Annotated in this window: 30 protein-coding genes; 20 read left to right on the top strand and 10 right to left on the bottom strand. The window is 41.2% G+C overall.

Annotated elements, in window-relative coordinates; all coding sequences use genetic code 11:
- Positions 1–120: 120 nt before the first annotated feature.
- From ACPEEM_RS11630 to ACPEEM_RS11545, 18 genes are read left to right on the top strand one after another with little or no spacing between them, the layout of a single operon-like run.
- Positions 121–609 (top strand): DUF3261 domain-containing protein, encoded by a 489-nt coding sequence (locus ACPEEM_RS11630; RefSeq protein ID WP_424407169.1) that lies wholly within the window; start codon positions 121–123, stop codon positions 607–609.
- Entirely contained in the window at positions 606–1,808 is a 1,203-nt protein-coding gene (locus ACPEEM_RS11625) for a beta-ketoacyl-[acyl-carrier-protein] synthase family protein (RefSeq protein ID WP_424402205.1), read from the top strand. The genes ACPEEM_RS11630 and ACPEEM_RS11625 overlap by 4 nt, the downstream gene beginning before the upstream one ends.
- The gene (locus ACPEEM_RS11620) at positions 1,801–2,274 is read left to right on the top strand and encodes a hypothetical protein (protein WP_424402204.1); all 474 of its coding nucleotides are present in this window, start codon (positions 1,801–1,803) and stop codon (positions 2,272–2,274) included. Before ACPEEM_RS11625 ends, ACPEEM_RS11620 begins: the two co-directional genes overlap by 8 nt.
- A gap of 3 nt (positions 2,275–2,277) precedes the next feature.
- Positions 2,278–3,003, top strand: coding sequence for a 3-ketoacyl-ACP reductase FabG2 (locus tag ACPEEM_RS11615; RefSeq protein ID WP_424402203.1), 726 nt, complete (start codon positions 2,278–2,280; stop codon positions 3,001–3,003).
- An 18-nt stretch (positions 3,004–3,021) separates the two neighbouring features.
- The gene (locus ACPEEM_RS11610; protein ID WP_424407167.1) at positions 3,022–4,260 is read left to right on the top strand and encodes a beta-ketoacyl-ACP synthase; all 1,239 of its coding nucleotides are present in this window, start codon (positions 3,022–3,024) and stop codon (positions 4,258–4,260) included.
- Positions 4,261–4,271: 11 nt separating this feature from the next.
- A complete protein-coding gene (locus ACPEEM_RS11605; protein ID WP_424402201.1) occupies positions 4,272–4,700 on the top strand; it encodes an excinuclease ABC subunit A in 429 nt (142 codons plus the stop codon).
- Between the two features lie 22 nt (positions 4,701–4,722).
- Positions 4,723–5,439: a beta-ketoacyl synthase chain length factor gene (locus tag ACPEEM_RS11600; protein ID WP_424407165.1), complete on the top strand. Its 717-nt coding sequence runs from the start codon at positions 4,723–4,725 to the stop codon at positions 5,437–5,439.
- Positions 5,418–6,233 carry a lysophospholipid acyltransferase family protein gene (locus tag ACPEEM_RS11595; RefSeq protein ID WP_424402199.1) on the top strand — a complete coding sequence of 272 codons (816 nt, stop codon included), beginning with the start codon at positions 5,418–5,420 and terminating at the stop codon, positions 6,231–6,233. Before ACPEEM_RS11600 ends, ACPEEM_RS11595 begins: the two co-directional genes overlap by 22 nt.
- Entirely contained in the window at positions 6,221–6,481 is a 261-nt protein-coding gene (locus tag ACPEEM_RS11590; RefSeq protein ID WP_424402198.1) for a phosphopantetheine-binding protein, read from the top strand. The genes ACPEEM_RS11595 and ACPEEM_RS11590 overlap by 13 nt, the downstream gene beginning before the upstream one ends.
- A gap of 1 nt (position 6,482) precedes the next feature.
- On the top strand, positions 6,483–6,731 hold the full coding sequence (locus ACPEEM_RS11585; RefSeq protein ID WP_424402197.1) for an acyl carrier protein: 249 nt from the start codon (positions 6,483–6,485) through the stop codon (positions 6,729–6,731).
- A gap of 4 nt (positions 6,732–6,735) precedes the next feature.
- The gene (locus ACPEEM_RS11580; RefSeq protein WP_424407163.1) at positions 6,736–7,314 is read left to right on the top strand and encodes a hypothetical protein; all 579 of its coding nucleotides are present in this window, start codon (positions 6,736–6,738) and stop codon (positions 7,312–7,314) included.
- Positions 7,289–8,701: an AMP-binding protein gene (locus ACPEEM_RS11575; RefSeq protein WP_424407161.1), complete on the top strand. Its 1,413-nt coding sequence runs from the start codon at positions 7,289–7,291 to the stop codon at positions 8,699–8,701. Before ACPEEM_RS11580 ends, ACPEEM_RS11575 begins: the two co-directional genes overlap by 26 nt.
- Positions 8,698–9,033 (top strand): hypothetical protein, encoded by a 336-nt coding sequence (locus ACPEEM_RS11570; RefSeq protein WP_424407159.1) that lies wholly within the window; start codon positions 8,698–8,700, stop codon positions 9,031–9,033. The genes ACPEEM_RS11575 and ACPEEM_RS11570 overlap by 4 nt, the downstream gene beginning before the upstream one ends.
- Complete coding sequence (locus ACPEEM_RS11565) at positions 9,030–9,773, top strand: glycosyltransferase family 2 protein (protein ID WP_424402193.1); 744 nt, start codon at positions 9,030–9,032, stop codon at positions 9,771–9,773. The genes ACPEEM_RS11570 and ACPEEM_RS11565 overlap by 4 nt, the downstream gene beginning before the upstream one ends.
- Positions 9,766–10,707, top strand: a complete 942-nt coding sequence (locus ACPEEM_RS11560) for a hypothetical protein (protein WP_424402192.1) — start codon at positions 9,766–9,768, stop codon at positions 10,705–10,707. Before ACPEEM_RS11565 ends, ACPEEM_RS11560 begins: the two co-directional genes overlap by 8 nt.
- Positions 10,708–11,157 (top strand): acyl-CoA thioesterase, encoded by a 450-nt coding sequence (locus tag ACPEEM_RS11555; protein WP_424402191.1) that lies wholly within the window; start codon positions 10,708–10,710, stop codon positions 11,155–11,157.
- Positions 11,147–11,752: a LolA family protein gene (locus ACPEEM_RS11550; RefSeq protein ID WP_424407157.1), complete on the top strand. Its 606-nt coding sequence runs from the start codon at positions 11,147–11,149 to the stop codon at positions 11,750–11,752. Before ACPEEM_RS11555 ends, ACPEEM_RS11550 begins: the two co-directional genes overlap by 11 nt.
- Complete coding sequence (locus ACPEEM_RS11545; RefSeq protein WP_424407155.1) at positions 11,724–14,000, top strand: MMPL family transporter; 2,277 nt, start codon at positions 11,724–11,726, stop codon at positions 13,998–14,000. Before ACPEEM_RS11550 ends, ACPEEM_RS11545 begins: the two co-directional genes overlap by 29 nt.
- A 63-nt stretch (positions 14,001–14,063) precedes the next feature.
- Here the strand turns inward: ACPEEM_RS11545 and mnmA are convergent, their stop codons facing one another.
- The 10 genes from mnmA to ACPEEM_RS11495 form a co-directional block, all read right to left on the bottom strand.
- A complete protein-coding gene (gene mnmA, locus ACPEEM_RS11540; protein ID WP_424407153.1) occupies positions 14,064–15,215 on the bottom strand; it encodes a tRNA 2-thiouridine(34) synthase MnmA in 1,152 nt (383 codons plus the stop codon).
- A gap of 130 nt (positions 15,216–15,345) precedes the next feature.
- Entirely contained in the window at positions 15,346–15,600 is a 255-nt protein-coding gene (gene nqrM, locus ACPEEM_RS11535; protein ID WP_424402187.1) for a (Na+)-NQR maturation NqrM, read from the bottom strand.
- A 9-nt stretch (positions 15,601–15,609) separates the two neighbouring features.
- The gene (locus ACPEEM_RS11530; protein WP_424404134.1) at positions 15,610–16,620 is read right to left on the bottom strand and encodes an FAD:protein FMN transferase; all 1,011 of its coding nucleotides are present in this window, start codon (positions 16,618–16,620) and stop codon (positions 15,610–15,612) included.
- 223 nt (positions 16,621–16,843) lie between these two features.
- Entirely contained in the window at positions 16,844–18,067 is a 1,224-nt protein-coding gene (gene nqrF / locus ACPEEM_RS11525) for an NADH:ubiquinone reductase (Na(+)-transporting) subunit F (protein WP_424407151.1), read from the bottom strand.
- A 15-nt stretch (positions 18,068–18,082) separates the two neighbouring features.
- Positions 18,083–18,679: an NADH:ubiquinone reductase (Na(+)-transporting) subunit E gene (nqrE, locus tag ACPEEM_RS11520; RefSeq protein WP_424405223.1), complete on the bottom strand. Its 597-nt coding sequence runs from the start codon at positions 18,677–18,679 to the stop codon at positions 18,083–18,085.
- 3 nt (positions 18,680–18,682) lie between these two features.
- Positions 18,683–19,309 carry an NADH:ubiquinone reductase (Na(+)-transporting) subunit D gene (locus ACPEEM_RS11515; protein WP_424402184.1) on the bottom strand — a complete coding sequence of 209 codons (627 nt, stop codon included), beginning with the start codon at positions 19,307–19,309 and terminating at the stop codon, positions 18,683–18,685.
- The gene (locus tag ACPEEM_RS11510) at positions 19,302–20,084 is read right to left on the bottom strand and encodes a Na(+)-translocating NADH-quinone reductase subunit C (protein WP_424402183.1); all 783 of its coding nucleotides are present in this window, start codon (positions 20,082–20,084) and stop codon (positions 19,302–19,304) included. The genes ACPEEM_RS11515 and ACPEEM_RS11510 overlap by 8 nt, the downstream gene beginning before the upstream one ends.
- Entirely contained in the window at positions 20,077–21,309 is a 1,233-nt protein-coding gene (locus ACPEEM_RS11505) for an NADH:ubiquinone reductase (Na(+)-transporting) subunit B (protein ID WP_424402182.1), read from the bottom strand. The genes ACPEEM_RS11510 and ACPEEM_RS11505 overlap by 8 nt, the downstream gene beginning before the upstream one ends.
- Before the next feature lie 2 nt (positions 21,310–21,311).
- Positions 21,312–22,652 carry a Na(+)-translocating NADH-quinone reductase subunit A gene (locus ACPEEM_RS11500; protein ID WP_424407149.1) on the bottom strand — a complete coding sequence of 447 codons (1,341 nt, stop codon included), beginning with the start codon at positions 22,650–22,652 and terminating at the stop codon, positions 21,312–21,314.
- 379 nt (positions 22,653–23,031) lie between these two features.
- Positions 23,032–23,343, bottom strand: coding sequence for a BolA family protein (locus ACPEEM_RS11495; RefSeq protein ID WP_424405221.1), 312 nt, complete (start codon positions 23,341–23,343; stop codon positions 23,032–23,034).
- A gap of 135 nt (positions 23,344–23,478) precedes the next feature.
- On the opposite strand from ACPEEM_RS11495, the gene ACPEEM_RS11490 reads away from it, so the two are divergent.
- Complete coding sequence (locus ACPEEM_RS11490; protein WP_424405219.1) at positions 23,479–24,072, top strand: YajG family lipoprotein; 594 nt, start codon at positions 23,479–23,481, stop codon at positions 24,070–24,072.
- Between the two features lie 236 nt (positions 24,073–24,308).
- Positions 24,309–25,139: a class I SAM-dependent methyltransferase gene (locus tag ACPEEM_RS11485; protein ID WP_424402178.1), complete on the top strand. Its 831-nt coding sequence runs from the start codon at positions 24,309–24,311 to the stop codon at positions 25,137–25,139.
- The last annotated feature ends 94 nt before the right edge of the window (positions 25,140–25,233 follow it).

The raw sequence follows: 25,233 nt of genomic DNA, 5'->3' as shown, positions 1-25,233 counted from the left end.
GCCCACTTTTTTACCGATAACGACGGCACAAGTCCCATGATAAGATCTTTCCTCACTTTTGCTCTCCTGCTCATGTTGAGTGCGTGTCAATCAAAAGCACCGCTATCGACGGGCTATTTCGTGGATAAACACACACAAATTGCCTTGCCATCGTTAGATCAAGCACCGACCTTATACCAACAACAATTGCTTCGCATTCATTATCCAGAACAAAAAAACCATGCTCCCGTTTTGGTGGTATTACAAAGTTCACTGCAACACATTGCCCTCACAGTGCTTTCCACCTTAGGCATTAAATTGGCACAGGCACAATATAACGGTCGCGAAATCAAGGTGGAAAATCAGCCTCTTCTTGCCAAAATGCCACCTGCGAATCAAGTGCTAGGGGATATTTTATTCACATTATTGCCCCCACAAAGTTGGCAACTCCCTGAAGGTTGGAAAATGACAGAACAACATAACCAGCGCTTTCTTTATGATCCCCAACATCGCCTTGTGATGCGGGTCACCTATAAAAACACACAACCTATTCAACCTGTGTTACTGGAAAATGTTCCGTTTAATTATCAAATTCACATTGAAACACTTCCTACGGCAAACCAAAAATGACTGCATACTCCGATATTTATATCCAAGATTATGCCTTTTGTAATGTATTAGGCACGTCTAAAGAAGAAATTTGGGAAAACCTTTCTCAAAATCGTTTTTTATTGCAAAAAGATACCGCACTTTTAGCCAATGGCAGTACCTATTTGGGTCATATTCGGGATGAACTGCCAACACTTCCTGATCATTTAAAACAATATCATTGTCGCAATAATCAGGTGCTTGCCTTGTGCTTACAGCAACTTAAAAACCCGATTGATAAACTTATTCAACGTTATGGCAGTATGCGAATAGGGGTGGTGATGGGCACTAGCACCGCAGGCATTGATTTAGGTGAGCAAGCCATTCAACAGGCTCAACAAACGCAAACCCCACACCCTGACTATCATTATCGTTGCCAAGAATTAGGTTCAGCGTCTGGATTTGTCGCCAAATATTTAGGCATCAATGGTCCGCACTTGAGTATTTCTACTGCGTGCTCTTCTAGTGGGCGAGTATTTCTCACCGCTCAAAGAATGTTAAATGCGGATGTCGTCGATGCCGTGATTGTGGGGGGAGCAGATACCTTATGCCACTTAACCGTAAACGGATTCCATGCATTAGCTTCACTCTCTGCCGAACCCAATACCCCTTTTGCCGAAAAACGAAAAGGCATCAATATTGGTGAAGCGGGGGCAGTGTTTCTTCTAAGCAAAGAAAAAAGCACACTCATGCTCGCAGGGGTGGGCGAAAGTAGTGATGCCTATCATATATCCGCACCCGAGCCACAAGGTCTGGGAGCAGAACAAGCCATGCGTGGTGCATTATCTGCCGCCAATTTAAAACCTGAAGAGGTGGGCTATTTAAATTTACACGGCACCGCCACCCCGTTAAATGATCAAATGGAAAGCTTAGCTGTGGCTCGTGTTTTCGGCAAAATCCCTTGTAGTAGCACAAAATCGCTCACAGGTCATACACTTGGTGCAGCAGGTGCAACTGAAGCCGCTATTTCTTGTCTATTACTGGAAAAGTGCGGTGGAAATTCAAAAAATTTTCTGCCACGTCAAACCCATGACGTGTCAACACTGGACAGTGGTTTACCTCAAATAGGTTTAATTACCGATGATCATCAGGTCTTGCATTCACCTGTGATTATGAGCAATTCTTTTGCATTTGGGGGAAATAATGTCAGTGTTATTTTCAGGCGAGTAAATCATGTATAATCTATCATCACATTACGCTGGCGATTATTTGTTGCATCAATCCCCGATGTTATTGGTGGACGAGATTCAACAGGTGTCGGAAAATGATATTGAAGTGACGATCAAACTGGGTGAAAAACAGCGACTGTTTGTCGACAAAAATCAACAGATTCCCGTTTGGATCAGTGTGGAATTAATGGCTCAAACCATTGGCACTTGGGCAGGAATACAAGGCAAAATACAACATAATACCGAGGCAAAAATCGGTTTTTTATTGGGTGCTAGACAATGTAAGTATTTTGTTACGCACTATCTTATGGATGAAGTGTTACGTGTCGAAGCCCACTTATTAATGCAAGATCAACGAATGGCAAGCTTTGATGTGAAAATTGTTAATGCACAAAATCAAGTCACCGCAGAAGGTCGATTAACCACTTATCAACCTGATGAACAAGAATTAACACAATTACTAAAGAAGAAAGAGTAGATAATGACAAGAACAGTTTTAGTCACAGGGGCAAGTAAAGGAATCGGTAAAGCGATTGCCATTGAATTAGGCAAGCAGCACTTTGATGTGGTGGTTCACTATTTATCGGATAAATCGGGTGCAGAAGATACACTACAACAAATTTGTTCGGCAGGAGGAACAGGACGCTTAATCAATTTTGATGTCTCGGATCGCCAAGCTTGCCGTACCGCTCTTGAGCAAGATATCGATGCCCATGGCAGTTATTATGGGGTGGTGTTAAATGCGGGGATTATTCGTGATGGAGCCTTTCCAGCCTTATCTGAAAACGACTGGGATTGTGTGATCCACACCAATTTAGATGCCTTTTACCATGTGATTCACCCTATCATTATGCCAATGATCGCTGCCCGTCAAGGGGGAAGGGTCATCACCATTTCCAGTGTCTCAGGTCAAGTGGGCAATCGTGGTCAAGTCAATTACAGTGCCTCAAAAGCGGGGCTGATTGGTGCCACCAAAGCCCTTGCATTAGAACTGGCTAAACGAAAAATCACCGTGAATTGCATTGCCCCCGGTTTAATTGAGACAGGTATCTTTGATGAACACGTGCTAAAACATGCACTACCTTTGATTCCAATGCAACGCATGGGGCAAGCACAAGAAGTTGCCGATTTGGCGGCATTTTTAATGAGTGACAAAGCCGCCTACATTACTCGCCAAGTAATTGGCATTAATGGTGGAATGGTCTAACAAATAAAGGAATAAATCATGACAAAACGTGTTGTTGTCACGGGAATGTCTGGTGTGACGGCATTAGGGCAAACATGGACAAAGATTAAACAAAACATGCTCACCTATCAAAATGCCGTCTGCTATATGCCTGAATGGGAAATTTTTGATGGGCTACAAAGCCGTTTAGCCGCCCCAATTGTGAACTTTACCCTTCCTTCACATATTACGAAAAAACAAAGTCGTAGTATGGGGCGAGTGTCACAACTTGCAGTCGTGGCAACAGAACAAGCCCTTGAGCAAGCTGGGCTTTTGGGCAATCCGATTTTAAAAACGGGGGATGTCGGTGTAGCTTACGGATCTTGCACAGGCAGTACGGATCCCGTTCGAGCCTTTGCCACCATGCTCACAGAGCATCATACACATGATATTACGGCACAAACCTATATTCAGATGATGCCACACACGACTGCGGCTAATATCAGCCTGTATTTCGGTTTGCAAGGCCGTGTCATCCCTTCATCAACGGCTTGTACTTCAGGCAGCCAAGCGATTGGCTATGCTTACGAAGTCATAAAACATGGCTACCAAACGATCATGGTGGCAGGCGGTGCAGAAGAGCTGTGTCCAAGTGAAGTGGCGGTTTTTGATACTTTATTTGCCACCAGCCAACGTAACGATGAACCGCAGTTGACACCTCGTCCATTTGATAAAAATCGTGATGGATTAGTCCTCGGTGAAGGGGCGGGCACATTAATTTTAGAAGAATATGAGCATGCCAAAGCCCGTGGTGCCACTATCTATGCGGAATTAATTGGATTTGCCACAAACTGTGATGCGGCCCACGTAACCCAGCCACAGCAAAGCACCATGCAAATTTGCTTAGAACAAGCCATTAAGCAAGCCCAAATTGATGCCAAGGAAATTGGCTATGTGTGTTTACATGGCACCGCCACAGAACGAGGAGACATTGCCGAAAGCAATGCAACTTATCAGATCTTTGGTCATACCCCCTTAGTTTCCTCACTGAAAAGCTATTTAGGTCATACCTTAGGTGCTTGTGGGGCATTAGAAGCTTGGTTTAGTATTGAAATGATGAATGAAGGCTTATTTCTGCCCACCATTAACCTTGAAGAGGTTGATGAACGTTGTGGCCAGCTAAACTATATTCGAAAAAGTGCGGTAGAAAAACAAACAAATTATGTGATGAGCAATAACTTTGCCTTTGGCGGCATTAATACCTCACTGATTTTCCAAAAATACAATCCATCTAAATAAGGAGATTTTTTATGAACTTTTCAATCAAAAAACTGCTAACGATCTCAGCTATCGTGGCGTTAACAGCCTGTTCTGCACGTAATGATGCGTATTTTTTACCGATTTCCGAGGTGGTAAGATCCGCTGAAGCCAAACAGCACCTCAGCCCAAAATTTCAAATGGCATTTGGCAAAACACTTAGCGGTCAAGTGGTGGCACATGGGTTAAAAACAAGTAAATCGGCTAATGCGTTTGGTAAAGATGATATGGCAGCATGTCGCCGTGCTATGTTATCTGCGTTGATTCAATTACAGCACAAAGCAGCAGAATTAGGGGTCACCAAAATTTCCAATATCCAAAGTAACTACAAAAATAATCCATTCAGTAGCGAAAATAAATATGAATGCCATGTTGGTCACTTCCCAGCGAATGTTGCATTAAAAGCCGATTTCGTGAAATAACAAGAAGAGTATTTGGTAGGCTATGCTGACATTTCATATCGCAAAATTAAAAGCATACAGTGCAACCCTAACGGATGAGGCACAATGGCACACATGGGCAAATCAACCTTTCCAACCCCTTGAAACAGGGGCGAAATTTGCCACCCCACTGATTCCAATGATGCAAGCTCGCCGTATGGGGCTTGCCGATAAAATGGCCATTCAGCTTGCTTTGGAGCTCAATCAAGATGCAGAGATTGACTTTGTGGTATTTGCCAGTCGACATGGTCAGCTTAGCCGAACCTATAAACTTCTTGATCATTTTTTCCGACATGGTGATATGTCACCAACCGATTTTGCCACCGCCGTTCATAATGCACCAGCAGGGCAATTTAGTATTTTAGCCAAGCAAACAGCACCAATTAGCTCTATTGCGGCAGAAGAAAATACCTTTTGCTCAGCCATGTTAGAAGCCTTGCTGGCGTTAAAAAACGGTAAAAAAGCCGTGTTATTGGTGTTCTTTGATGATCAAGTGCCAGATTTTTACAAACAGGATTTACCCCAACATGAACAATCCGCAGCCTATGCGGTAGGCATGATACTAACTGCAGGTGACAGCTGGAAATTATCCTTCACCACTGGAAATACGCCCAACCCTGCCTGCCCACAAGGGCTTGCTTTTTTACAGGCTTATTTCCGACAAGAACCCCATTTTTCCTTACATTACGAGCAACAACAATGGCAATTTTTACGCAATTAAACAAATATTGGCGTATTGTCGGAACAGGCTTGGCGTTCGCCATGTTTGGACTAGGCGGTTTGATTTTAGGTAATATCTGGTTTAGCTTAATTCGCCTTTACTACAAAGATGAGAGCAAACGCCGTCAAGCAAGCCAACGCAGTATTAGCTTTTGTTTTCGTGTTTTTGTCAAAAGCCTCAAATGCTTGCGTATTATTGACTATAAAATTGAAGGGGCAGAGATTTTACAACAAGATCGGGGCTGTTTAATTATCGCCAATCACCCAACCATTTTAGATTATGTGCTCATTGGTTCTGTCTTGCCTGAAATGGATTGTGTGGTAAAAGAAGCCTTATTTCATAACCCATTTTGTAAAACGGTGGTGCGTTGTGCAGGCTATATTCCGAACTCTGCTGACCCCGAAAAATTATTAACCGCTTGCAAGGAACGCTTAGCCAATGGTGGAAAGTTTTTAATTTTCCCCGAAGGCACACGTACACCTATGCATGCAACTGAACTAAAATTACAGCGTGGTGCGGCAAATTTAGCGATTCGTTGTGCCGTTCCTCTGCGAGTCGTGCATATTTGTTGTGAGCCGATGAGTTTAAATCGCAGTATGCCTTGGTATAAAGTCCCTGAACGAAAATCGTTTTTTTATATTAAAGTACAACAACTCGAACCTATCACCCCTTACTTGGTCGAAGGTTTGCCACCTTCTAAAGCGGTGAGAAAATTAAATCATGAGTTAACCCATATTTTACAACCCTCTATTGACATGATGGAAACCACAAGGAGCTTATCGTGCAAGCGTTAGAAAATGAGATTAAACAATTAATCATTCATTCGCTCAATTTAGAAGAACTGAGCATTGATGAAATTGACACGGACATGCCATTGTTTAATGAAGGATTAGGATTAGATTCTATTGATGCATTAGAACTTGGTTTGGCTATTAAAAATAAATTCAAAGTACAATTAAATGCTGAAAATGAAGCGGTTCACCAGCACTTCTATTCAGTGAAAACATTAGCGGATTTTATTCGTTCACAAACTGAGGTATAAGATGGATAAAAATGAAATTTTTGAACAAATCAAAGTCTATTTAGAAGAACTTTTTGATATTGACCCCAACACCGTAACCCTTGATTCACATATTGTTGATGATCTTGAATTAGACAGCATTGATGCGGTTGATCTCATTGTTCATTTGCAAAATAAAATCAAAAAACGGGTTAGCCCTGAAAACTTTAAAAACGTCAGAACCATTGGCGATATTGTCGATGTGATTGCCCAACTTTGGAATAACGAATAAGACTGTGTATAAACTTGCCAACGTCTTTTTATCTTTATTACTGGTTGCTTATCCATTTTTCGTTTTTTTCAGTTTAGATAGCTTGCCTTTTCGCACACTCACAATCTGTTTATTTATTTTGTTTGTGTTGCGTTTCATATTGGTATTTCGGCAACCTCAATACCCTAGTCGCTATCTAAAATTGTTTGCGTTATGTTCAACCATACTGGGCGGTGTGCTTGCGTTAGTAGCGTTTATGTTTCAACATGAAAACAGTTTATTATTTTATCCTGTCTTAATGAACTTACTTGCTTTTTGTGTTTTTGCTGCAAGCCTGATTTATCCCCCAAGTATTATTGAAATCTTCGCACGCATAATGGATAAAAACTTGCCTGAGCATGCCATCAACTATACTCGCAACGTGACCATAGCGTGGTGCATTTTTTTTATCATCAATGGAAGTGCTGCTTTCCTGACCGTTGTTGCCAACGATATGACCTTATGGACATGGTATAACGGCTTAATCAGCTATCTTTTAATGGGACTGTTCTTTATTATTGAATTTGGTATCCGCCAATATGTTAAACGAAAACACAAACACTAACCTCAATACATGCTTAACCACACAATTTATTACGGATTCAAATCAGCTTGTGCCCATTAAGCAAATGCTTTACCAAACTCGCCAAGCTGATGAAATTATTTGCTTGGGCAATAACCGACAATATCACTGGCAAGATCTGCAAATGCAGACGGCATATTTAATTGAACAACTCAATCACTACCCCAACGATCGGGAAGTGGCTTTAGTCTTTAAAAGCGGATTTTTAATGTTATGCGGTCTGTTAGCGGCGTTGCATTGTCAGCGTAAAATTGTGTTACCTGCCTTGCAAACGGCTGCACATTTAACCGATATTGATGAACATTTTTCCTTGCTTTGTACAGATGATGAAAAGTTAAGTGCCGCCGTTAATAAATCCGTTTGTTTATTTCAACATCAACATAAAACGGCGTTCACCCCTTTTGAAATGCCCCTAAGTGCGGTGCAAAATGAAGCAGAAATCTACTTGTTTACCTCAGGTAGCACAGGCAAACCGAAAGTGATTGAAAAGTCAGTCCATTTGTTTGATCGTCAAATTAAAGTAGAACATCAGCTATTAAAAGATGTCTTACAAGGCTCGGTCATGTATTCCACCGTAAACCATAATCATCTACTGGGCTTGATGTACCGTTTATTACAGCCTTTTGTCTTTCATATGCCGTTTTTTGAATATAGCTTGGTGATCCCAGAGCAACTGCAAAAAATTAACACCGATTACACGCTCATCAGCAGCCCAGCTTTTTTACGCTTTTTGGATCCGCATTTAACCTATCCTAAAGCGAGGGTGCTTTTCTCCTCTGGTGGGAAATTGCCTCGTCAAAGCGGGGAAAATGCACAGCGATTGCTACAATGTGATGTGATGGAATTTTACGGTTCAAGCGAAACCAGTGCCATTGCTTACCGAACCTTTCCACATCAACAATGGCAATTGCTTGAAGGGATTCAAGTGCGACAAAATCAAGAAGATGAGTGCTTGATGATCGCCTCACCATTTTTACATACTGCCGAATGGTATAAATTAGAAGACAAAGTGCGGTTAAATTCCACAGGATTTGAACTCTTAGGACGCATTGATCGAATTGCCAAAATTGGGGATAAACGTGTCTCACTAACACAAATTGAATGCTTTTGCTTAGAATTAAACGAAATTGAAGAAATCAAAAGTATCGTGGTAAAAGACCCCCATCGTGAAAGTATTGGTCTTGTTGTGGTATTACATCACGCCTATCAGCATTTAAGCCCCAAAGACACCTTAAATCTTTTACGCCAGCATTTACATCAACGTGTGGAACTCATCGCCCTACCCCGTAAAATTCGCCTTGTGCCATTTATGCCAATGAACGAACAAGGAAAAATGAACTTACAACAATTAGAGAGCTTATTTGCATGATCTTACCAGACTATCATGTCATCAAATGCACTGATACAGAACTTGAAGTGCAATGTGTTTTTCACGCAGACTACCCTTATTTTGCAGGGCATTTTCCAGATTGCCCAATTTTAGCAGGCGTGGTGCAACTCGGTTTAGTGTATGAATTTATTCAACAATACTGGCAACAGGATTTACGCCTCAATCCTGTTAAACAAGTGAAATACCAAAAATTAATTTTCCCTGAAAGCCAGCTATTGCTCCAGCTCAAAAAAGAGGTGGAAAAAAAACGTCTAACCTTCGAATACCGAGATTCACATAGCATCATCAGTTCTGGGATATTCAGCTTATGACCACTTATCGCCCTTGTCTTTTCATTCCTTGCTATAACCATGCTAAATTTATGCCGCAGGTTTTAGCCAAGTTAGCCGAATTTAAGTTGCCGATTTTTGTCGTGGATGACTGTTCAGATCTACAAAATCAGCAACAGTTACAACAATTACAACAGCAATATGCCTTTACGCTTTATACTCACCCACAAAATTTAGGCAAAGGGGCGGCAATCAAAACGGCATTGTATTGGGCTGCATTTCAAGGTTATACCCATATTTTACAAGTGGATGCTGACGGGCAACACCATCTCGCTGATATTCCTGTGTTGCTCAAAGAAAGCCAGCAACAGCCCGACACCTTAATTTCAGGGAAACCCATATATGATGAGTCAGTACCTGCATTACGTTATTACGGTCGTTATTTAACCCATTTTTGGGTTTGGTTAGAAACCTTATCTTTTGATATTCAAGACAGTTTATGCGGTTTTCGTGTTTATCCTGTACAACCTACCCTTGCGATTATCCAGCAGGTTTATACAGGTAACCGCATGCAGTTTGATATTGAAATTATTGTGCAATACTATTGGCGAATGCAGAAAAAAGTGGCCTTTGTGCCAACGAAAGTGATTTACCCTGAAGAGGGGGTATCGCATTTTGATCACCTTTGGGACAACATCCGTTTAACACAAATGCACTGTCGTTTATTTCCACAATTCTTATGCCAAATTCCATCACTTTTGAGAAAAAAGACACATGAGTAACACAACACACTGGTCGAAAATGTCGGAAACAGGCACCAAACTCGGCATTCAAATTTTACTTTTTATCTATCGAGTTTGTGGCAAAACAGGCTTTCGCTTGTTGCTACGCCCTGTGATTTTTTATTATTGGCTGTTTTCCCGAAAACATCGAAACGCCTCACAGCAATATTTAACAAAACTGAAAGCGTATTACCCCGAATTAAAAGGCAATCGCCAGCTCAATAGCATCAACCATTTAACTTACTTTGCCGAAAGTATCTTACATAAAATCATGGCATGGAAAGGAAATATCCAGCTTGATGATCTGTATTTCCATTTACCTGAATCCATTGCCGAAAAAGGGGACTTACGCAGTGTGATGCTGTTAGGTTCACACCTTGGCGATCTTGAGCTTTGTCGGGCATTAAGCACCAAAATTCCCAATATCAACGTGACTGCATTGGTTTTTACCAAGCATGCTGTACGTTTTAACGAGCTCCTCAAACAATACCAAACCCACGAGCAAGGAGAATTTGATTTATTGCAAGTGGATGAAATCTCACCTGCCACCCTCATCTTATTACAGCAACGTATTGAGCAAGGGCATATCATTGTCATTGTCGGTGATCGCACCAGTATTCAAGATCCCAGTCAGAATAATTGTGTACGTGCCACCTTCCTTGGTGAAGAGGCCGATTTTCCACAAGGCCCTTATATTTTGGCACATTTATTAAAAGTGCCTGTTTATTTAATTTTTGCATTACGCCATCCAACACAAACGGGTAAGTTTGATTTGTATCTTGAGCATTTTGCCGATCAAATCCATCTGCCAAGACGAGCAAGGCAAAATCATGGCGTGCAACCTTATGTGGAAAAATATGTCCAACGCTTAGCACATTATTGTCGACAATCGCCCCTTGAGTGGTTTAATTTTTATGATTTTTGGCGTAAATAAATGAAGAAAAAAGTTCCTAGCTTACTCACCCATCGGGTGGATCTGAAACCTGCTTTTCAAGATCTGGATATTATGAATGTGGTATGGCATGGCCGTTATTGGCAATTTATTGAAACCGCACGTCATGCCCTTTTCCAAAAAATCGGTTATGGCTATCCTGAAATGATCGCCACAGGCTACCAATATCCTATCGTACAAGCGGATATCAAATATATTCGCCCAATCACCCTCGAACAGGATTTTTACATTCTGGCGGATCTCTTAGAATTTGAGAATCGGATCAAAATCCAATTTCGCTTTTATGACAGCCGAACAGATCAGCTCCTTTGTCAAGCGTCTAGCACACAAGTTGCCATGATCACCGGTGACCAACACTTACAATTTATGACTCCCGCTTGTTGGCAAGACAAAGTGCGGTCAATTTTAGAAGAGAATGCCCATGAAATTTAAGCCAATACTGATGTATTTCGTCATCGCCTTACTGCCACTTTCTGCGTATAGCGATTTGGCACAGATTCAGCAACAATTAAATATTGCCCCCCTGTTTCAATGTGAATTTGAACAAACCCGTCAATTAAAAGACATGCAACTCAATTTACAATCAAAAGGTGAGCTGGTTTTAGCCCAACCAAAAGGGCTGATTTGGCAACAAACCGCCCCTTTCCCACAAACAATGGTAATGACAGAAAAGCAAATTTATCAATCCGTATTGGGTAATGTACAAATTATTTCTGCCACGGAGCAACCTCAGCTTTTCCATTTTACCCAATTAATACGTGATGTCTTACAAGGTCAATGGCAACGCTTAACTCACTATTTCCAAATGGAAGAAGTCAAAACGAACACCTCACAATGGCAAGTGGTATTGCGTCCAAGCCGAGCCCCTTTCCAATCGATTTTTAAACACATTATCTTAACGGGTGATAGCAGTATTCAGTCGGTACGAATTCAAGATCAGCAAGGAGATAGCACAGAGTTACACTTCAAAAACTGCAAAGCCTTAAAGAGCCTCACCCATGAACAAGACACGCTTTTTGCACAATAATGCGTTGAGAGCAGCATTATGGTTAGCCGTCATTATGATCGCTAGCCTTTGGCTCATTGTGCTGTTGCCAAAGCTCAAAATTGAAAATAATTTGACCGCACTTTTACAAGGACAAAGTGAAGTTCCGCCCCATATAGAACGCCAACTGGCTCACCAACTTAACCGTTCTATCCTGTGGTTAGTGGGCAGTGAAACCTTAGAAAAAGCAATGCAAGGTGCCACACAATTGCAACAGCACCTCCAGCAAATTCCTCAGCTTGAAGCCATTGAAGGTCAAAAGCTAGCACAACAACAGGCTTGGCAACACTATTTTTTTACACACCGTAGCCAACTGCTTTCCGCTAAGTTACAACAGCAACTGCAACAACCTGAACAGTATTTCCAATCCATACTGGCACAACTCTATTCGCCCATGAGTGGCATTAGCACGAAAGAATTACAGCACGATCCCCTGTTATTAACCCGAAACACCCTTCTCCAAACCAAACGGACGCCCCTACAATGGCAAGACGGGTGGCTTTATGTGCAATCTGCGAGCAAATATTATGTGCTTTTGCAAGCCAAGCTAAAAGCTGAACATGATAATCTGAAGGAAAAAAGCGAGATTATTTCCACCCTCAAACAAGCCGAACAACAGGTAAAACAGCATTATCCTAACCTTGAACTGGACAGTCGAAGTGCACTTTATTTTAGTGATTATGCGGCGAAAAGTGTGGAACAAGATATTAAAATTATTGGAATAGGATCAGCATTCGGCATTTTATTATTGATGTTTTTCGTATTTCGTAGCCTCATGCCTTTGCTTTTGCTCCTTTTCTCATTGGCAACAGGAATTGTGTGGGGTACCTTGGCGATTTGGTGTATTTTTGGTGAAATTCATTTGCTCACCATCGCACTCAGTGCCAGTTTAGTGGGGGTATCTGCGGATTATAGCTTGCATTTTCTCAGCGAACGCTACTTTCATCAACCGCCCGAAAAAAGTGAACACACATTAACAAAATTACGTCCAACCTTATTATTTGCCTTTATTACCACTGCCTTAGCTTATAGTGTGTTAGGCTTTGCTCCGTTAATTATTCTCAAACAAATGGCTGTCTATGCGGTATTTGGTTTAGCGGGGGCATTATTCACCATTTTTACCCTATACCCTTTTTTCACACAAAAAAATTCATCACTCCGTTTTCCATACGGGCAACATCTCCACCGCTATTTACAGGCTTGGCAACATCAATCATGGCTCACATGGCTCATTGCCTCGCTGGTGTTCATAAGCTTATGTCTATTACCGCAATTAAAAATCAATGATGATGTTCGGTTATTACAAGCACAGCCAACACATTTGCAACAAATTGAACAAAAATTTGATCGGATTCTGCAACAACATAGTCAATTGCAATATTTTATTGTACAAAGCACGCAAGAAGAGACACTCCTCACTCGCTTAGAACAACTCTTCAATTCCCTGAACCGCAGTAACCGCATTCAGCCCATGATCGTCTTCAGTGATTACTTGCCAAGTCAGCATTCACAAGCGAAAAATCATCAATTAGTACAACATGCCTTGCAACAACTCCAGCAACCATTTCAATCCCTTGGCATAAAGGGCAATGTTTACTCTTATTCCCCTATTTCACTCAGTCAATTTCTCAGCCATCCAATAGGGCAAAACTTCGCCTCATTTTTCTTTCAAGATGGGAATCAATACTATGCTTTGATTCCGCTAAAGCAATCAGAAGATAAACTTGCCACAGAAATCGCCCAGCAACATGAGGGTGTGAGTTACCACAACACCACGCAAGATTGGTCAAGGCTGTTTGAACAAAGTCGTGATCACATTCTCATCATCTTAGCGATCAGTCTCATGATCGTCACGGGTTTACTGAGCTATCAATTCAGCCTAAATGCCGCATTACGCATGATGACGGTGATTGCAACGGCAATGCTTTTGGCACTGACAACTCTTGTTCTGACAGGGCAATATTTTAATTTATTTAGTTCGCTCGCCTTAATTTTGATTTTGGGAATGGGGTTAGACTACGGTATTTTCTTATTGAAAAATCGCCATTTTCTTTCTTCGTCCTTTATTGCCGTGATTTTATCGGCACTCACGACGCAACTGTCTTTTGGTTTATTAATGCTCAGTCAAACCACCGCATTAGTGAGTTTTGCAACGGTACTTTGTGTTGGCATTTCCACCGCATTTCTGCTTTCCCCTTGGGTGCTGAGGGCGACCGACTCCGATAAATAAAAAAGGCGGTGAAACTTTTTTAAAAAGCACCGCACTTTTTATGACAATCTGTCGCTAATCTGCTTATTTGATTTGGGAATCGATAACCCCGCCCCCTAAACACACTTCACCTTGATAAAATACGGCTGATTGACCTGGCGTCACCGCAATTTGTGGTTCATCAAACACCACACGAAGGGTTTCATCATCAATCGGTTGAATTTCGCACGGAATATCCTCTTGACGATAACGGGTTTTGACGGTGCAACGAACGGGCTGACGAATCGGTTGACGATCTACCCAATGTAATTGGCTAGCCATTAAGCCTGAAGACAATAAGGCAGAATTATCATGCCCCTGTGCCACCACTAACACATTGTTAATCAGATCTTTTTCTACCACATAGAAAGGATCCTCACTCATACCTTTGACCCCACCAATGCCCAAGCCTTTGCGTTGTCCAAGGGTGTGATACATCAAACCATCATGACGTCCCACTACTTTTCCCTCAACAGTTCTAATTTCACCTGGTTGTGCAGGTAAATAACGTGCTAAGAAATCTTTAAATTTACGTTCACCGATAAAACAAATGCCCGTAGAATCTTTTTTCCTCGCTGTGGCTAAACCTAAATCTTCCGCAATGGCTCGCACAATGGGCTTTTCAATTTCGCCCACTGGGAACAGGCTTTGTGCCACTTGTTCTTGGCTTAAGGTATATAAGAAATAGCTTTGATCTTTGTTTTGATCTAAGCCACGCAATAACTGGCATTGTCCATTGTTCTCACCACGGCGAACATAATGCCCTGTGGCAATATAATCGGCACCAAGATCTTCTGCGGCGTATTCTAAAAAGGCTTTGAATTTAATTTCTTTGTTACACAAAATATCAGGATTTGGCGTTCGTCCTGCCTGATATTCTTTTAAAAAATGTTCAAAGACATTATCCCAATATTCAGCGGAAAAATTAATCTTATGTAGTTTGATGCCGAGTTTATCGCAAACCGCTTGAGCATCGGCAAGATCGGCTGCCGCTGTGCAATAGTCGGTGTCATCGTCTTCTTCCCAGTTCTTCATAAACAAGCCTTCCACTTGATAACCTTGTTGTTGAAGAATAAAGGCAGACACAGAGGAATCAACCCCACCAGACATGCCACAGATAACTTTTTTCTTGCTATTTTCCGCCAATTGTTCTGCACTGAGTGGCGGGAAATGCGTTGCATAAGTGTTTGATTTCATATTACTTTAATATTCAGGTTGTGTTCGTGATAAGCCCACGAAATAAGGTGGAAGGGCTTTGTACCTGATTTTCCCGATACAAAGCCCCTAATAGACATTCCCTCTCACATCAACGTGTTGATAAGTGAGATTATTTTACTTCATAAAAGTGCGGTGCATTTTTCGCAAATTTTGTTTGGTATTCTTGCTGTGCCGCTTCATCGCCAGCCTCTAATTTAGCTTTTAAGTTATCGCAAGGTTCTTCACAATCACAGACTTTTTTTAAGCCCAAGGCTGAAATCCCGCCACAACTTCCTGCAATGGTTTTCTTCTTAACAATATAACCAATTGCCATGCCAGCAATCACCAATAAGAAGACCCCAAAAGTCATGAGAAAAAGTTTCATTGCTAAATCCTACTGGTTATTTAAGAATTTTTCAAAGGCAGACGACATAATTGCCTCAAAGCCATCATCTGTTTTCATGATCATATAAATCAGCAGATTGTGTTTTTCTGCCACCTCCAAGGCTTTTTTATCACCAAGAACATAAAGCCCTGTGGCTAATCCATCTGCAGTCATTGCCGAATCAGCTAACACAGTGACAGAAGCTAAACGGTGCTGAATTGGGTAACCTGTTGTTGGATCAATTTCATGTGAAAAACGCTGACCATTTTCTTCAAAATAGTTACGATAATTACCTGAGGTCGCCATTGCTAAATCAGGTAATCCCACAATTTGTGAAATCGCTCGTGAGCCATCAAAGGTCGGCTTCTCAATGGCAATTTGCCACGCTTTCCCTTCTAAATTTTTCCCTTTCGCTCGAATTTCACCACCAATTTCCACAAGATAATGTTGAACCCCAAGACTTCCCACATAGTTAGCGACTTTATCTACCCCAAAGCCTTTAGCAATGGCGGATAAATCAATATAAAGCTGTGGGATTGTTTTTTCTAAGAAAAATTTCTTGCCTGATTGAGATAATTTCATTTTCTCGATCCCAACCCATTGCATAAATTTTTTCACATGTTCGTCCATACTTTCAGTGCTATGACGTTTCTCTGGGCCGAATCCCCATAAATTCACGATAGGCCCAATGGTCACATCTAACGCCCCTTCAGTGAGTTTATTTAAACGGATAGACTCTTGTAAAACCGTGGCTAAATCCGCAGAAATCTCAATAGGGGTATTGGTTTTCGTGTTTTGATTAAACAAGCTCAGTTCAGAGGTGGCAATGTAAGTGGACATCTTACTATTGACATCACGCAATAATGATTCAATTTGCTCATGAACTTCAGTTGAACTCAGCTCTAACTCACCATTATCAATATATTTGACACTGTAAGTCGTCCCCATGGTTTTGCCTTGCAGAGTCACCAATTCAGGGGATTTATGGCAAGCCACAAGCATGAAAGCCAAGCTTAACATAATAAAACGAGAGAAAAATTGTTGTAGTTTCACGATATGTTCCTTTTTTACAAAAAGTTTGAAAATTTGAATTTTTCTTCACCACTTATGCTTATAAAAGCCAAATTTTCAAATTTTCTTAAATGGAAGTGCGGCCAAGATTCACAATACTGTAAGATCCGACCGCACTTTATTCATCCTTGTGCTTATTATCCGTGATAAGCAACAAGCATTATCTCAGAAATTAACCGCCAAAGTCATCTAATAAGATGTTTTCATCTTCAACACCAAGATCTTTGAGCATCTTAATGACCGAGGCATTCATAATTGGAGGACCACACATGTAGTATTCACAATCTTCTGGTGCTTCATGATCTTTTAGATAGTTTTCATAAAGTACATTATGAATAAAGCCTGTATAACCAGTCCAATTATCACCCGGCTGTGGATCTGAAAGTGCAACATGCCATACGAAGTTATCATTTTCGGCTTGCAAGGTGTCAAAATCTTCCACATAGAACATTTCACGACGAGAACGTGCACCATACCAGAATGACATTTTACGTTTAGATTTCAGACGTTTTAATTGGTCAAAAATATGTGAACGCATTGGTGCCATACCTGCACCCCCACCGATAAAGACCATTTCTGCATCTGTATCTTTCGCGAAGAATTCACCAAATGGACCCGAAATCGTCACTTTGTCACCCGGTTTTAACGACCAAATGTAAGAAGACATTTGACCTGGTGGGACATCTGGATTATTTGGTGGAGGCGTTGCAATACGCACGTTAAGCATAATGATGCCTTTTTCTTCTGGATAAGAAGCCATAGAGTAAGCACGGACAATATGCTCATCCACTTTAGACACATAACGCCATAAGTTATATTTATTCCAGTCTTCATGATATTCTTCTGGAATATCGAAGTCTTTATAAGCTACCGTATGTGGTTCCGCTTCAATCTGAATATAACCACCCGCACGGAATGGGACTTCTTCACCTTCTGGAATCGCTAATTTTAGTTCTTTGATGAAGGTTGCTTTGTTATCGTTAGAAATAACTGTGCATTCCCATTTTTTCACACCAAACACTTCTTCTGGCAATTCAATCTTCATGCTGTTTTTCACATTCACTTGGCAAGACAGGCGATAACCTTCTTTTGCCTCACGTTTTGAAATATGTGAAAGTTCAGTTGGAAGAATGTCGCCGCCACCTTCTGTGACTTTAACAATACATTGACCACAAGAGCCACCGCCACCACAAGCAGAAGACACGAAGATGCCTTGACTTGCCAATGCACCTAATAATTTTCCCCCCGCAGGCAACTGAATTGCTTTGCTTGGATCGTCATTAATTTCAATTGTAATGTCACCCGAATTCACCAATTTAGATTTAGCAAACAAAATAATGACTGCTAAAGCCAAAACGATAACGGTGAACATTGCAATACCAAGAGTAATTTCCATTCTGTATCCCCTTTCTTACAACTGAATACCTGAGAATGACATAAAACCAAGTGCCATCAGACCGACCGTGATAAAGGTAATCCCTAAACCACGTAACCCCGCTGGTACATCAGAATATTTCATTTTTTCAGTGATGCCTGCAAGTGCAACAATGGCTAACATCCAACCTGTACCTGCACCAATACCATATACGACAGATTCTGCGAAGGTATAATCACGTTGTACCATGAAAGATACGCCACCGAAGATCGCACAGTTTACGGTGATTAACGGTAAGAAGATCCCTAATGCGTTATAAAGTGCAGGGAAATACTTATCCAGTACCATCTCAAGAATTTGAACCAAGGCAGCAATCACACCGATAAAGGTAATGAAGTTTAAGAAACTGAGATCAATTCCCTCAACCAATGCACTATCTTTTAAGATAAAGCTATATACTAATTGGTTTACTGGCACCGCAATGCCCAATACCACGATAACCGCAATACCCAAACCAAATGCCGTTGACACTTTTTTCGATACTGCAAGGAACGTACACATCCCTAAGAAGAACGAAAGTGCCATATTTTCGATAAAAACCGATTTAACGAAAAGGCTAATATAATGTTCCATAAACTACTTCTCCACCTGCTCTGGTTTTAAGGTACGGATACCCCAAATAATAAAACCAATAATAAAGAACGCACTTGGTGCAAGTAGGAATAAACCATTTGTTTGATACCAACCACCATCTTGAATGGTTTGGAAAACTGTCATACCAAATAATTTACCTGAACCAATTAATTCACGGATAAAGGCAACAGAAACCAAAATTGCCCCATATCCTAGACCATTACCGATCCCATCAACCAAACTTTCAAGTGGTTGTGATTTCATTGCAAAAGCTTCTGCACGCCCCATCACGATACAGTTAGTAATAATCAACCCCACGAAAACCGAAAGTTGTTTGGATAAACCGTATGCATAAGCACGTAAGATCTGGTCAACTAAGATAACCAAAGAGGCAATGATTGCCATTTGCACGATAATACGCACGCTATTCGGAATAGCATTACGGATCAATGAAATAAATAAGTTCGAAAATGCGGTTACGAAAGTCACCGCTAACGTCATAACAATTGCCGTTTCTAATTTTGTGGTTACCGCTAAGGCAGAACAAATCCCTAAAATTTGTAACGCAATCGGGTTGTTGTCTAGCACTGGCGATAACAACAAGCCTTTTAACTTTTTAGCATCAGCCATTGTTCAACACTCCTGCTTTAAGTTTTGCTAAGAAAGGACCAAAACCTTTTTGCCCTAACCAGAATTTAAATGAATTGTTGACACCATTACTGGTTAATGTCGAACCTGAAATCGCATCAATCCCGTGTTCAGCATTTGCTGATGCTCCTTTACCCACATATAAACCAATTTGATTGTCTGCGGTGTAAAGTTTTTTACCTGGGAATTGTGCTTGCCATTTCGGGTTTTCAATTTCTCCCCCTAATCCCGGTGTTTCACCTTGATCATAATAGGTGATGCCGTTCACAGTGTTACCATCTGGCTGTACTGACATGAAACCATACATCATTGACCACAACCCTTTACCATAGAAAGGTAAAACCACTTGTGTCACTTGACCAGCTTCATTTTTCACAAGATAAACTTCAGCGAAGTTTGCACGAACACGAATACCCGCCACATCTTCTTCGGCAGAAAGTGCGGTACTTTGTGCTGGATTTTTCACTGCCTTCGCCGCATCAAAACCCGGTTGAGCTGGGGCAAAATCCCCTGTGTCTAAATTCACTAAACGAGCTTCAATATTTTTTGCATAAATGGTTTTGATTTCGCTATTTTTGGTTGTAGGTTGTAATAAACCTGCAACACTTAAAATATTCTTTTGCTTATCAAGTTCTTTTTGTTCAATTTGGGTGGGTTTAAGCAAAACGGCTGAACCTGCCACAATAATAGAACAAACTAAACTTAGCAGGATAATGACGAGAAGTGTTCCGCCAACGCTATCTTTATTCTTAAACATTGCGAGCTCTCCGACGTTTGATATTTGCTTGTACCACTAAGTAATCGAATACAGGTGCAAACAAGTTAGCAAATAAAATAGCAAGCATCATACCTTCTGGATACGCTGGGTTCGCTACACGGATTAATACCGCCATCGCACCAATTAAGATACCGTACCACCATTTCCCTTTGTTGGTGAATGCCGCAGAAACAGGGTCTGTTGCCATAAAGAACATCCCTAATGCGAAACCACCTAATACAAAATGCCAATACCAAGGCATAGCAAATAATGGATTTGTGCTTGAACCGATAAAATTAAATAACGCTGAAGTGGCAATCATACCGATCATCACACCGGCGATGATTCGCCAAGAGGCGATGCGTGCAAACACAATAATTGCTGCACCAATGATCAACGCAAGGGTAGAGACTTCACCAATAGAGCCTGGAATGTTACCAATGAAAGCATCCATCCACGTAATAGGTTGACCTGTTACCACATGTTTTAAGCCAGCTTCACCGCCTGCTGCCCATTGTGAAAGTGCGGTTGCACCTGAGAAACCATCTGCAGCCACCCATACGGCATCACCTGAAATTTGTGCAGGATAAGCAAAGAAGAGAAATGCACGTGCCGCTAAAGCAGGGTTCATGAAGTTTTTACCTACCCCACCAAACACTTCTTTTGCGACCACCACACCAAATGTTGTAGCTAAAGCGGCTTGCCATAATGGCAATGTCGGTGGCACGATTAAGGCAAGTAGGATTGAGGTGACGAAGAAACCTTCGTTAATCTCATGCTTACGCACCATCGCAAATAACACTTCCCAAAAACCACCAACTAAGAAAATCGTTAAGTAAATCGGTAGGAAGTAGGTTGCCCCCAACAACATTTTACTTGCCCAACCTGCTGACAAGGTTAAATCTGCACCCAATGCATGACTTAACGCATACTGCCAATGAGCGGCAATAGACTGTTGCAATGTACCTAATGCATCAGTGGCTAAAATCGCTTGAGCACCGACGTTATACATACCGTAGAACATCGCTGGGAATAGCGACAACCAAACTAACACCATCATACGTTTAGAATCTAACGCATCACGCACATGAGAAGCTTTATGCGTTACTGTACCTGGGGTATATAAGAATGTGGCGGTTGCTTCAAATAATGCATACCATTTCTCATACTTACCACCCGGTAAAAACGCAGGTTCAATTTTTTCAAGAAAATGCTTTAAACCCATTTTTAACCTTCCTTCTCGATCTTATCTAATGCTTGACGTAAGAGCGGACCATATTCATTTTTACCTGGGCAAACAAAGGTACAAAGGGCTAAATCTTCTTCATCTAGCTCTAAACAACCTAATGCCTGTGCAGAATCCGTATCGCCTGCTGCCAAATCACGCAGTAATAATGTTGGAATAATATCCAATGGCATCACACGCTCATAAGCACCAATTGGCACCATTGCACGCTCGCCGCCATTTACTGCCGTAGTAAAGTTAAATAATTTTTTCGAGAAATGCCCTAATACGGTACGAGAAAGTGAATATTTATTCGCACCTGGCATAATCCAACCTAAAAACTCTTTATCACGCCCTTCTTCTAAAACAGAGACTTGCAATGCATAACGACCTAAATAATTCACAGGACCAGTTGCTGTTGCACCGTTTAAGACAGAACCTGAAATCACACGATTTTCACCGTCTTTCAACGCATTTTCGGTCAATTGAGAAAGGTTTGCACCGATGACTGTACGCACGAGGCCTGGATTCTTCACTTGCGGGCCAGCTAAAGACACCACACGAGAAACATCTAATTCACCCGTCGTAAATAATTTACCGATGGCAATCACATCTTGGTAATTGATATACCAAACAAATTTGGTGGCACTCACAGGATCAATAAAATGGATATGGGTACCACTTAACCCTGCTGGGTGTGGACCTGCAAATTCTTTTATTTCAAGATTCGCAAGGCTTGGACTTGGAATGTTCGCATTTGCCGCTTGGCAAAGATACACTTTACCCTCGAGTAAACGACTTAATACGGTAAGACCTGCTTCAAAATCTTGTGCAGATTGTTGCACGATCACTTGTGGATCCGCACATAATGGATTGGTGTCCATCGCATTTACAAAAAGCGAAACAGGTGTGGCATCAACGGCTGGCACTTTACTGAAAGGACGTGTACGAAGTGCGGTCCATAATCCTGAAGTTTGTAAATTTTGACGAACTTGCTCTGAAGTCAGTTGTTTTAATTGTTCTGTGGTGTATTTTTCAAAGGTCAATTGTTCATTGCCTTCGACCTGAATTACTACAGATTGTAAAACTCGCTTAGCACCACGATTAATCGCAGTTACAGTACCACTTGCAGGGGCAGTAAAAACCACGCCAGGATTCTTTTTGTCTTCAAAAAGAACTTGGCCTTTTTTCACCACATCACCCTCGCGTACCTTCATTGAAGGACGCATTCCCACATACTCTTCACCAAGCAAAGCAACTTCAGTGATGGCATTGCCATCACGGATTACCTGCTCTGGGCTTCCCGAAATAGGAAGATTCAAGCCTTTTTTAATCGTAATCATATTGTTTGCACTACTTTTAGTCGGATTAAAAATATAGTTATAGTGCCTATCACTATAACCTCGTCTTGAGTAATGATTTCAGCCAAGATCATGCAAACGTTTCAACACAACAACAATCACTCGCTTCATATCACATAAATTAAAACTCAAATTCTCTTTTACGCTTCTATCTTGAACCTGCTTTATGCTGAATTTGCTCAAAATACAAACGTTAAAAATTTGCTAAAATAAAACGCTTTATTTTAACTAAATAATAACTTAAGTGCCACTTTCGCAGGTTTTTTTTCTTAATTTTTAGCAAAAAAAATGATTTTTTTTGAAGAAGGTCAAATTTTATTCAAATAAGTTTCCTGAGGATTACTCAGAAAGGGGTAAGCATTTATTGACCGACGCCAACACAATTGGGGGATTTTGGAAACGCTTGTCCAATCACTTCCCATTCTTTCGGCGTATAAAGATGAAGTGCCAACGCATGGATCCCATTTTGTAGATCTTGTGCGAGGAATTGATAAATTTTGCGATGACGTGCGACTTTATTCAAGTGGGTAAAGTGTTCACTCACCAGCACAATTTTGAAATGTGAATCCGCCCCACGCCCTGAACTATGCATATAACTTTCATTTTCCACCACCAAAAACTGTGGGGCAAATTCTTGTGATAATCGCTCGGTTAACTCAGCTTGTTTAGACATCTTCCATTCCCTAAATATTTACATAAAATCCGAGGCTAAAGGCTATACATTCCCAAACAACTTTGCAAGAATAATATGCATTATTTTCTCATTGAAGATTTCTCATCAATGTAATTTCACCGAACCGAGGACATTATGAAACAAGGTAAATACTTATCTTTAGGTGCACTGATTGCCAGTGCTATCTTATTCACCGCCTGTCAATCACAGCCGAGTACGTTAACATTCACCCCGCCCGCCCCCACAGCTAACATGGCTGTTCATCAAAGTGCGGTGGTTTTTGTGAATGTTCGAGACAATCGCCCTCAACAAGACATTGCCAGCTATGTGGCAGATGGTCGTTTAGTTAAATTAAATGCCTCACCTAACCTGACACAATTATTTCAACAAGTGCAACAGCAAGACTTAGTCAGCAAAGGTTTTCGTATTGGTTCTGCACAAAATGCAAATGCGGCTGTAACACTCGACATCAACCAGTTTTACGCCAAAGTGGAACAAGGCAACTTACGTTATAACTTAGACAGTCAAGTTCAAGTTACCGTGCATGTACAAAGTGCAAAAGGGCAGTTTAGCAAAAACATTCGGGCTAATCGCACTTACTCAGGGGCGTTTTCAGCCAAGAATCCTGAAATTCAAAAAGTGTTAGGGGAAACCTTCAATGAGGTGGTGCAAGCGATCTATCAAGATCAAGAAGTCGCCAATGCGATCAACACCCTCTCTAGCAATTAACACAAAAGATAGCACAATGCGAACGAGGCAAGCGAAAGGCTTGCCTTCTTCTCTTATTTCAAATCACCGCCTAAAAGTGCGGTCTATTTTGCAAGAATTTTCATGACCAGCCTAAAAGCCTTCCCTTACTCACGCAGCATATAAATTTCACACAAAAAATAAATGGATAATATTTCACCTTTAAGCCGAACTTGGTTATGATTGATAATCATTATCATTGTTAGCGAGGTTATCCCATGGAACACAAACTCGAACCCAATAAAATCTCGGGTCTCTCCTCCACCTTATTAATCACACTTTGGGCAAAAGCCGTTGAATACGACAAGCCAGATTCCTTATTACGTGATGCTGAAGCCGTCAGAATGAAAAAAATGATTGATTATGATTTCCAAAAATTTGAATCTGCACGCTTATCACAAGTAGGCTGCTGTGGTCGGGCAAAATTATTCGATCAAGAAATTCTCCGTTTTATTGCTCAATATCCTGATGCTGTAGTGGTGCAACTTGGAGCGGGCTTAGATGCACGTTTTGAACGACTCGGCAGACCCCATGTCAGTGCATGGTATGATCTGGATTTACCCGAAGTGATGGCGATACGGCGTCAATTACTGCCTGAAGGGCAAACCCAATATCTCGCCGACTCCTTATTCAGTACAAGTTGGATGGAAACCATTGCCGCCCAACAAAAACCCGTTTTATTAATTCTGGAAGGGGTGCTGATGTATTTCAGTGAAGAAAAGGTCAAGGCGTTTTTTGCTAATGTGGCAGAAAAATTGCCAGGTGCCACCCTGATCTTTGATGCCGTTCCTCCCGTGGCAGTAGGACAAGCTAAACATCATGACGCCCTAAAAAAAATGGACAATGAAGAACGCCCAGAATTCGCTTGGACGGTAAAAAATGCCAAAACGCTTGAAACATGGCACCCTGCGATAAAAATCATCACCATGCATTATTTGAGTGATATTTGCCGCTCCCATTATCCTTGGTATGCAAGAGCCCTTTTTGCCACAGGCTGGGGAAAACGTTATTGCGATCAACGCATCATCGTGATGAAGCTAGTGAAATAAAACTTGACTAAAATCCACCGCACTTTCTGCATAAAAAACGGCAAGCAAGCATAGATTGCTCAAGCGAAACATCTCAAAACAAAAACGGGGAAAA

The organism is Pasteurella pantherarum (assembly GCF_049670885.1).
In the GTDB taxonomy this organism is placed as follows: domain Bacteria; phylum Pseudomonadota; class Gammaproteobacteria; order Enterobacterales; family Pasteurellaceae; genus Pasteurella.
This window is presented reverse-complemented; position numbering and strand designations above follow the sequence as displayed.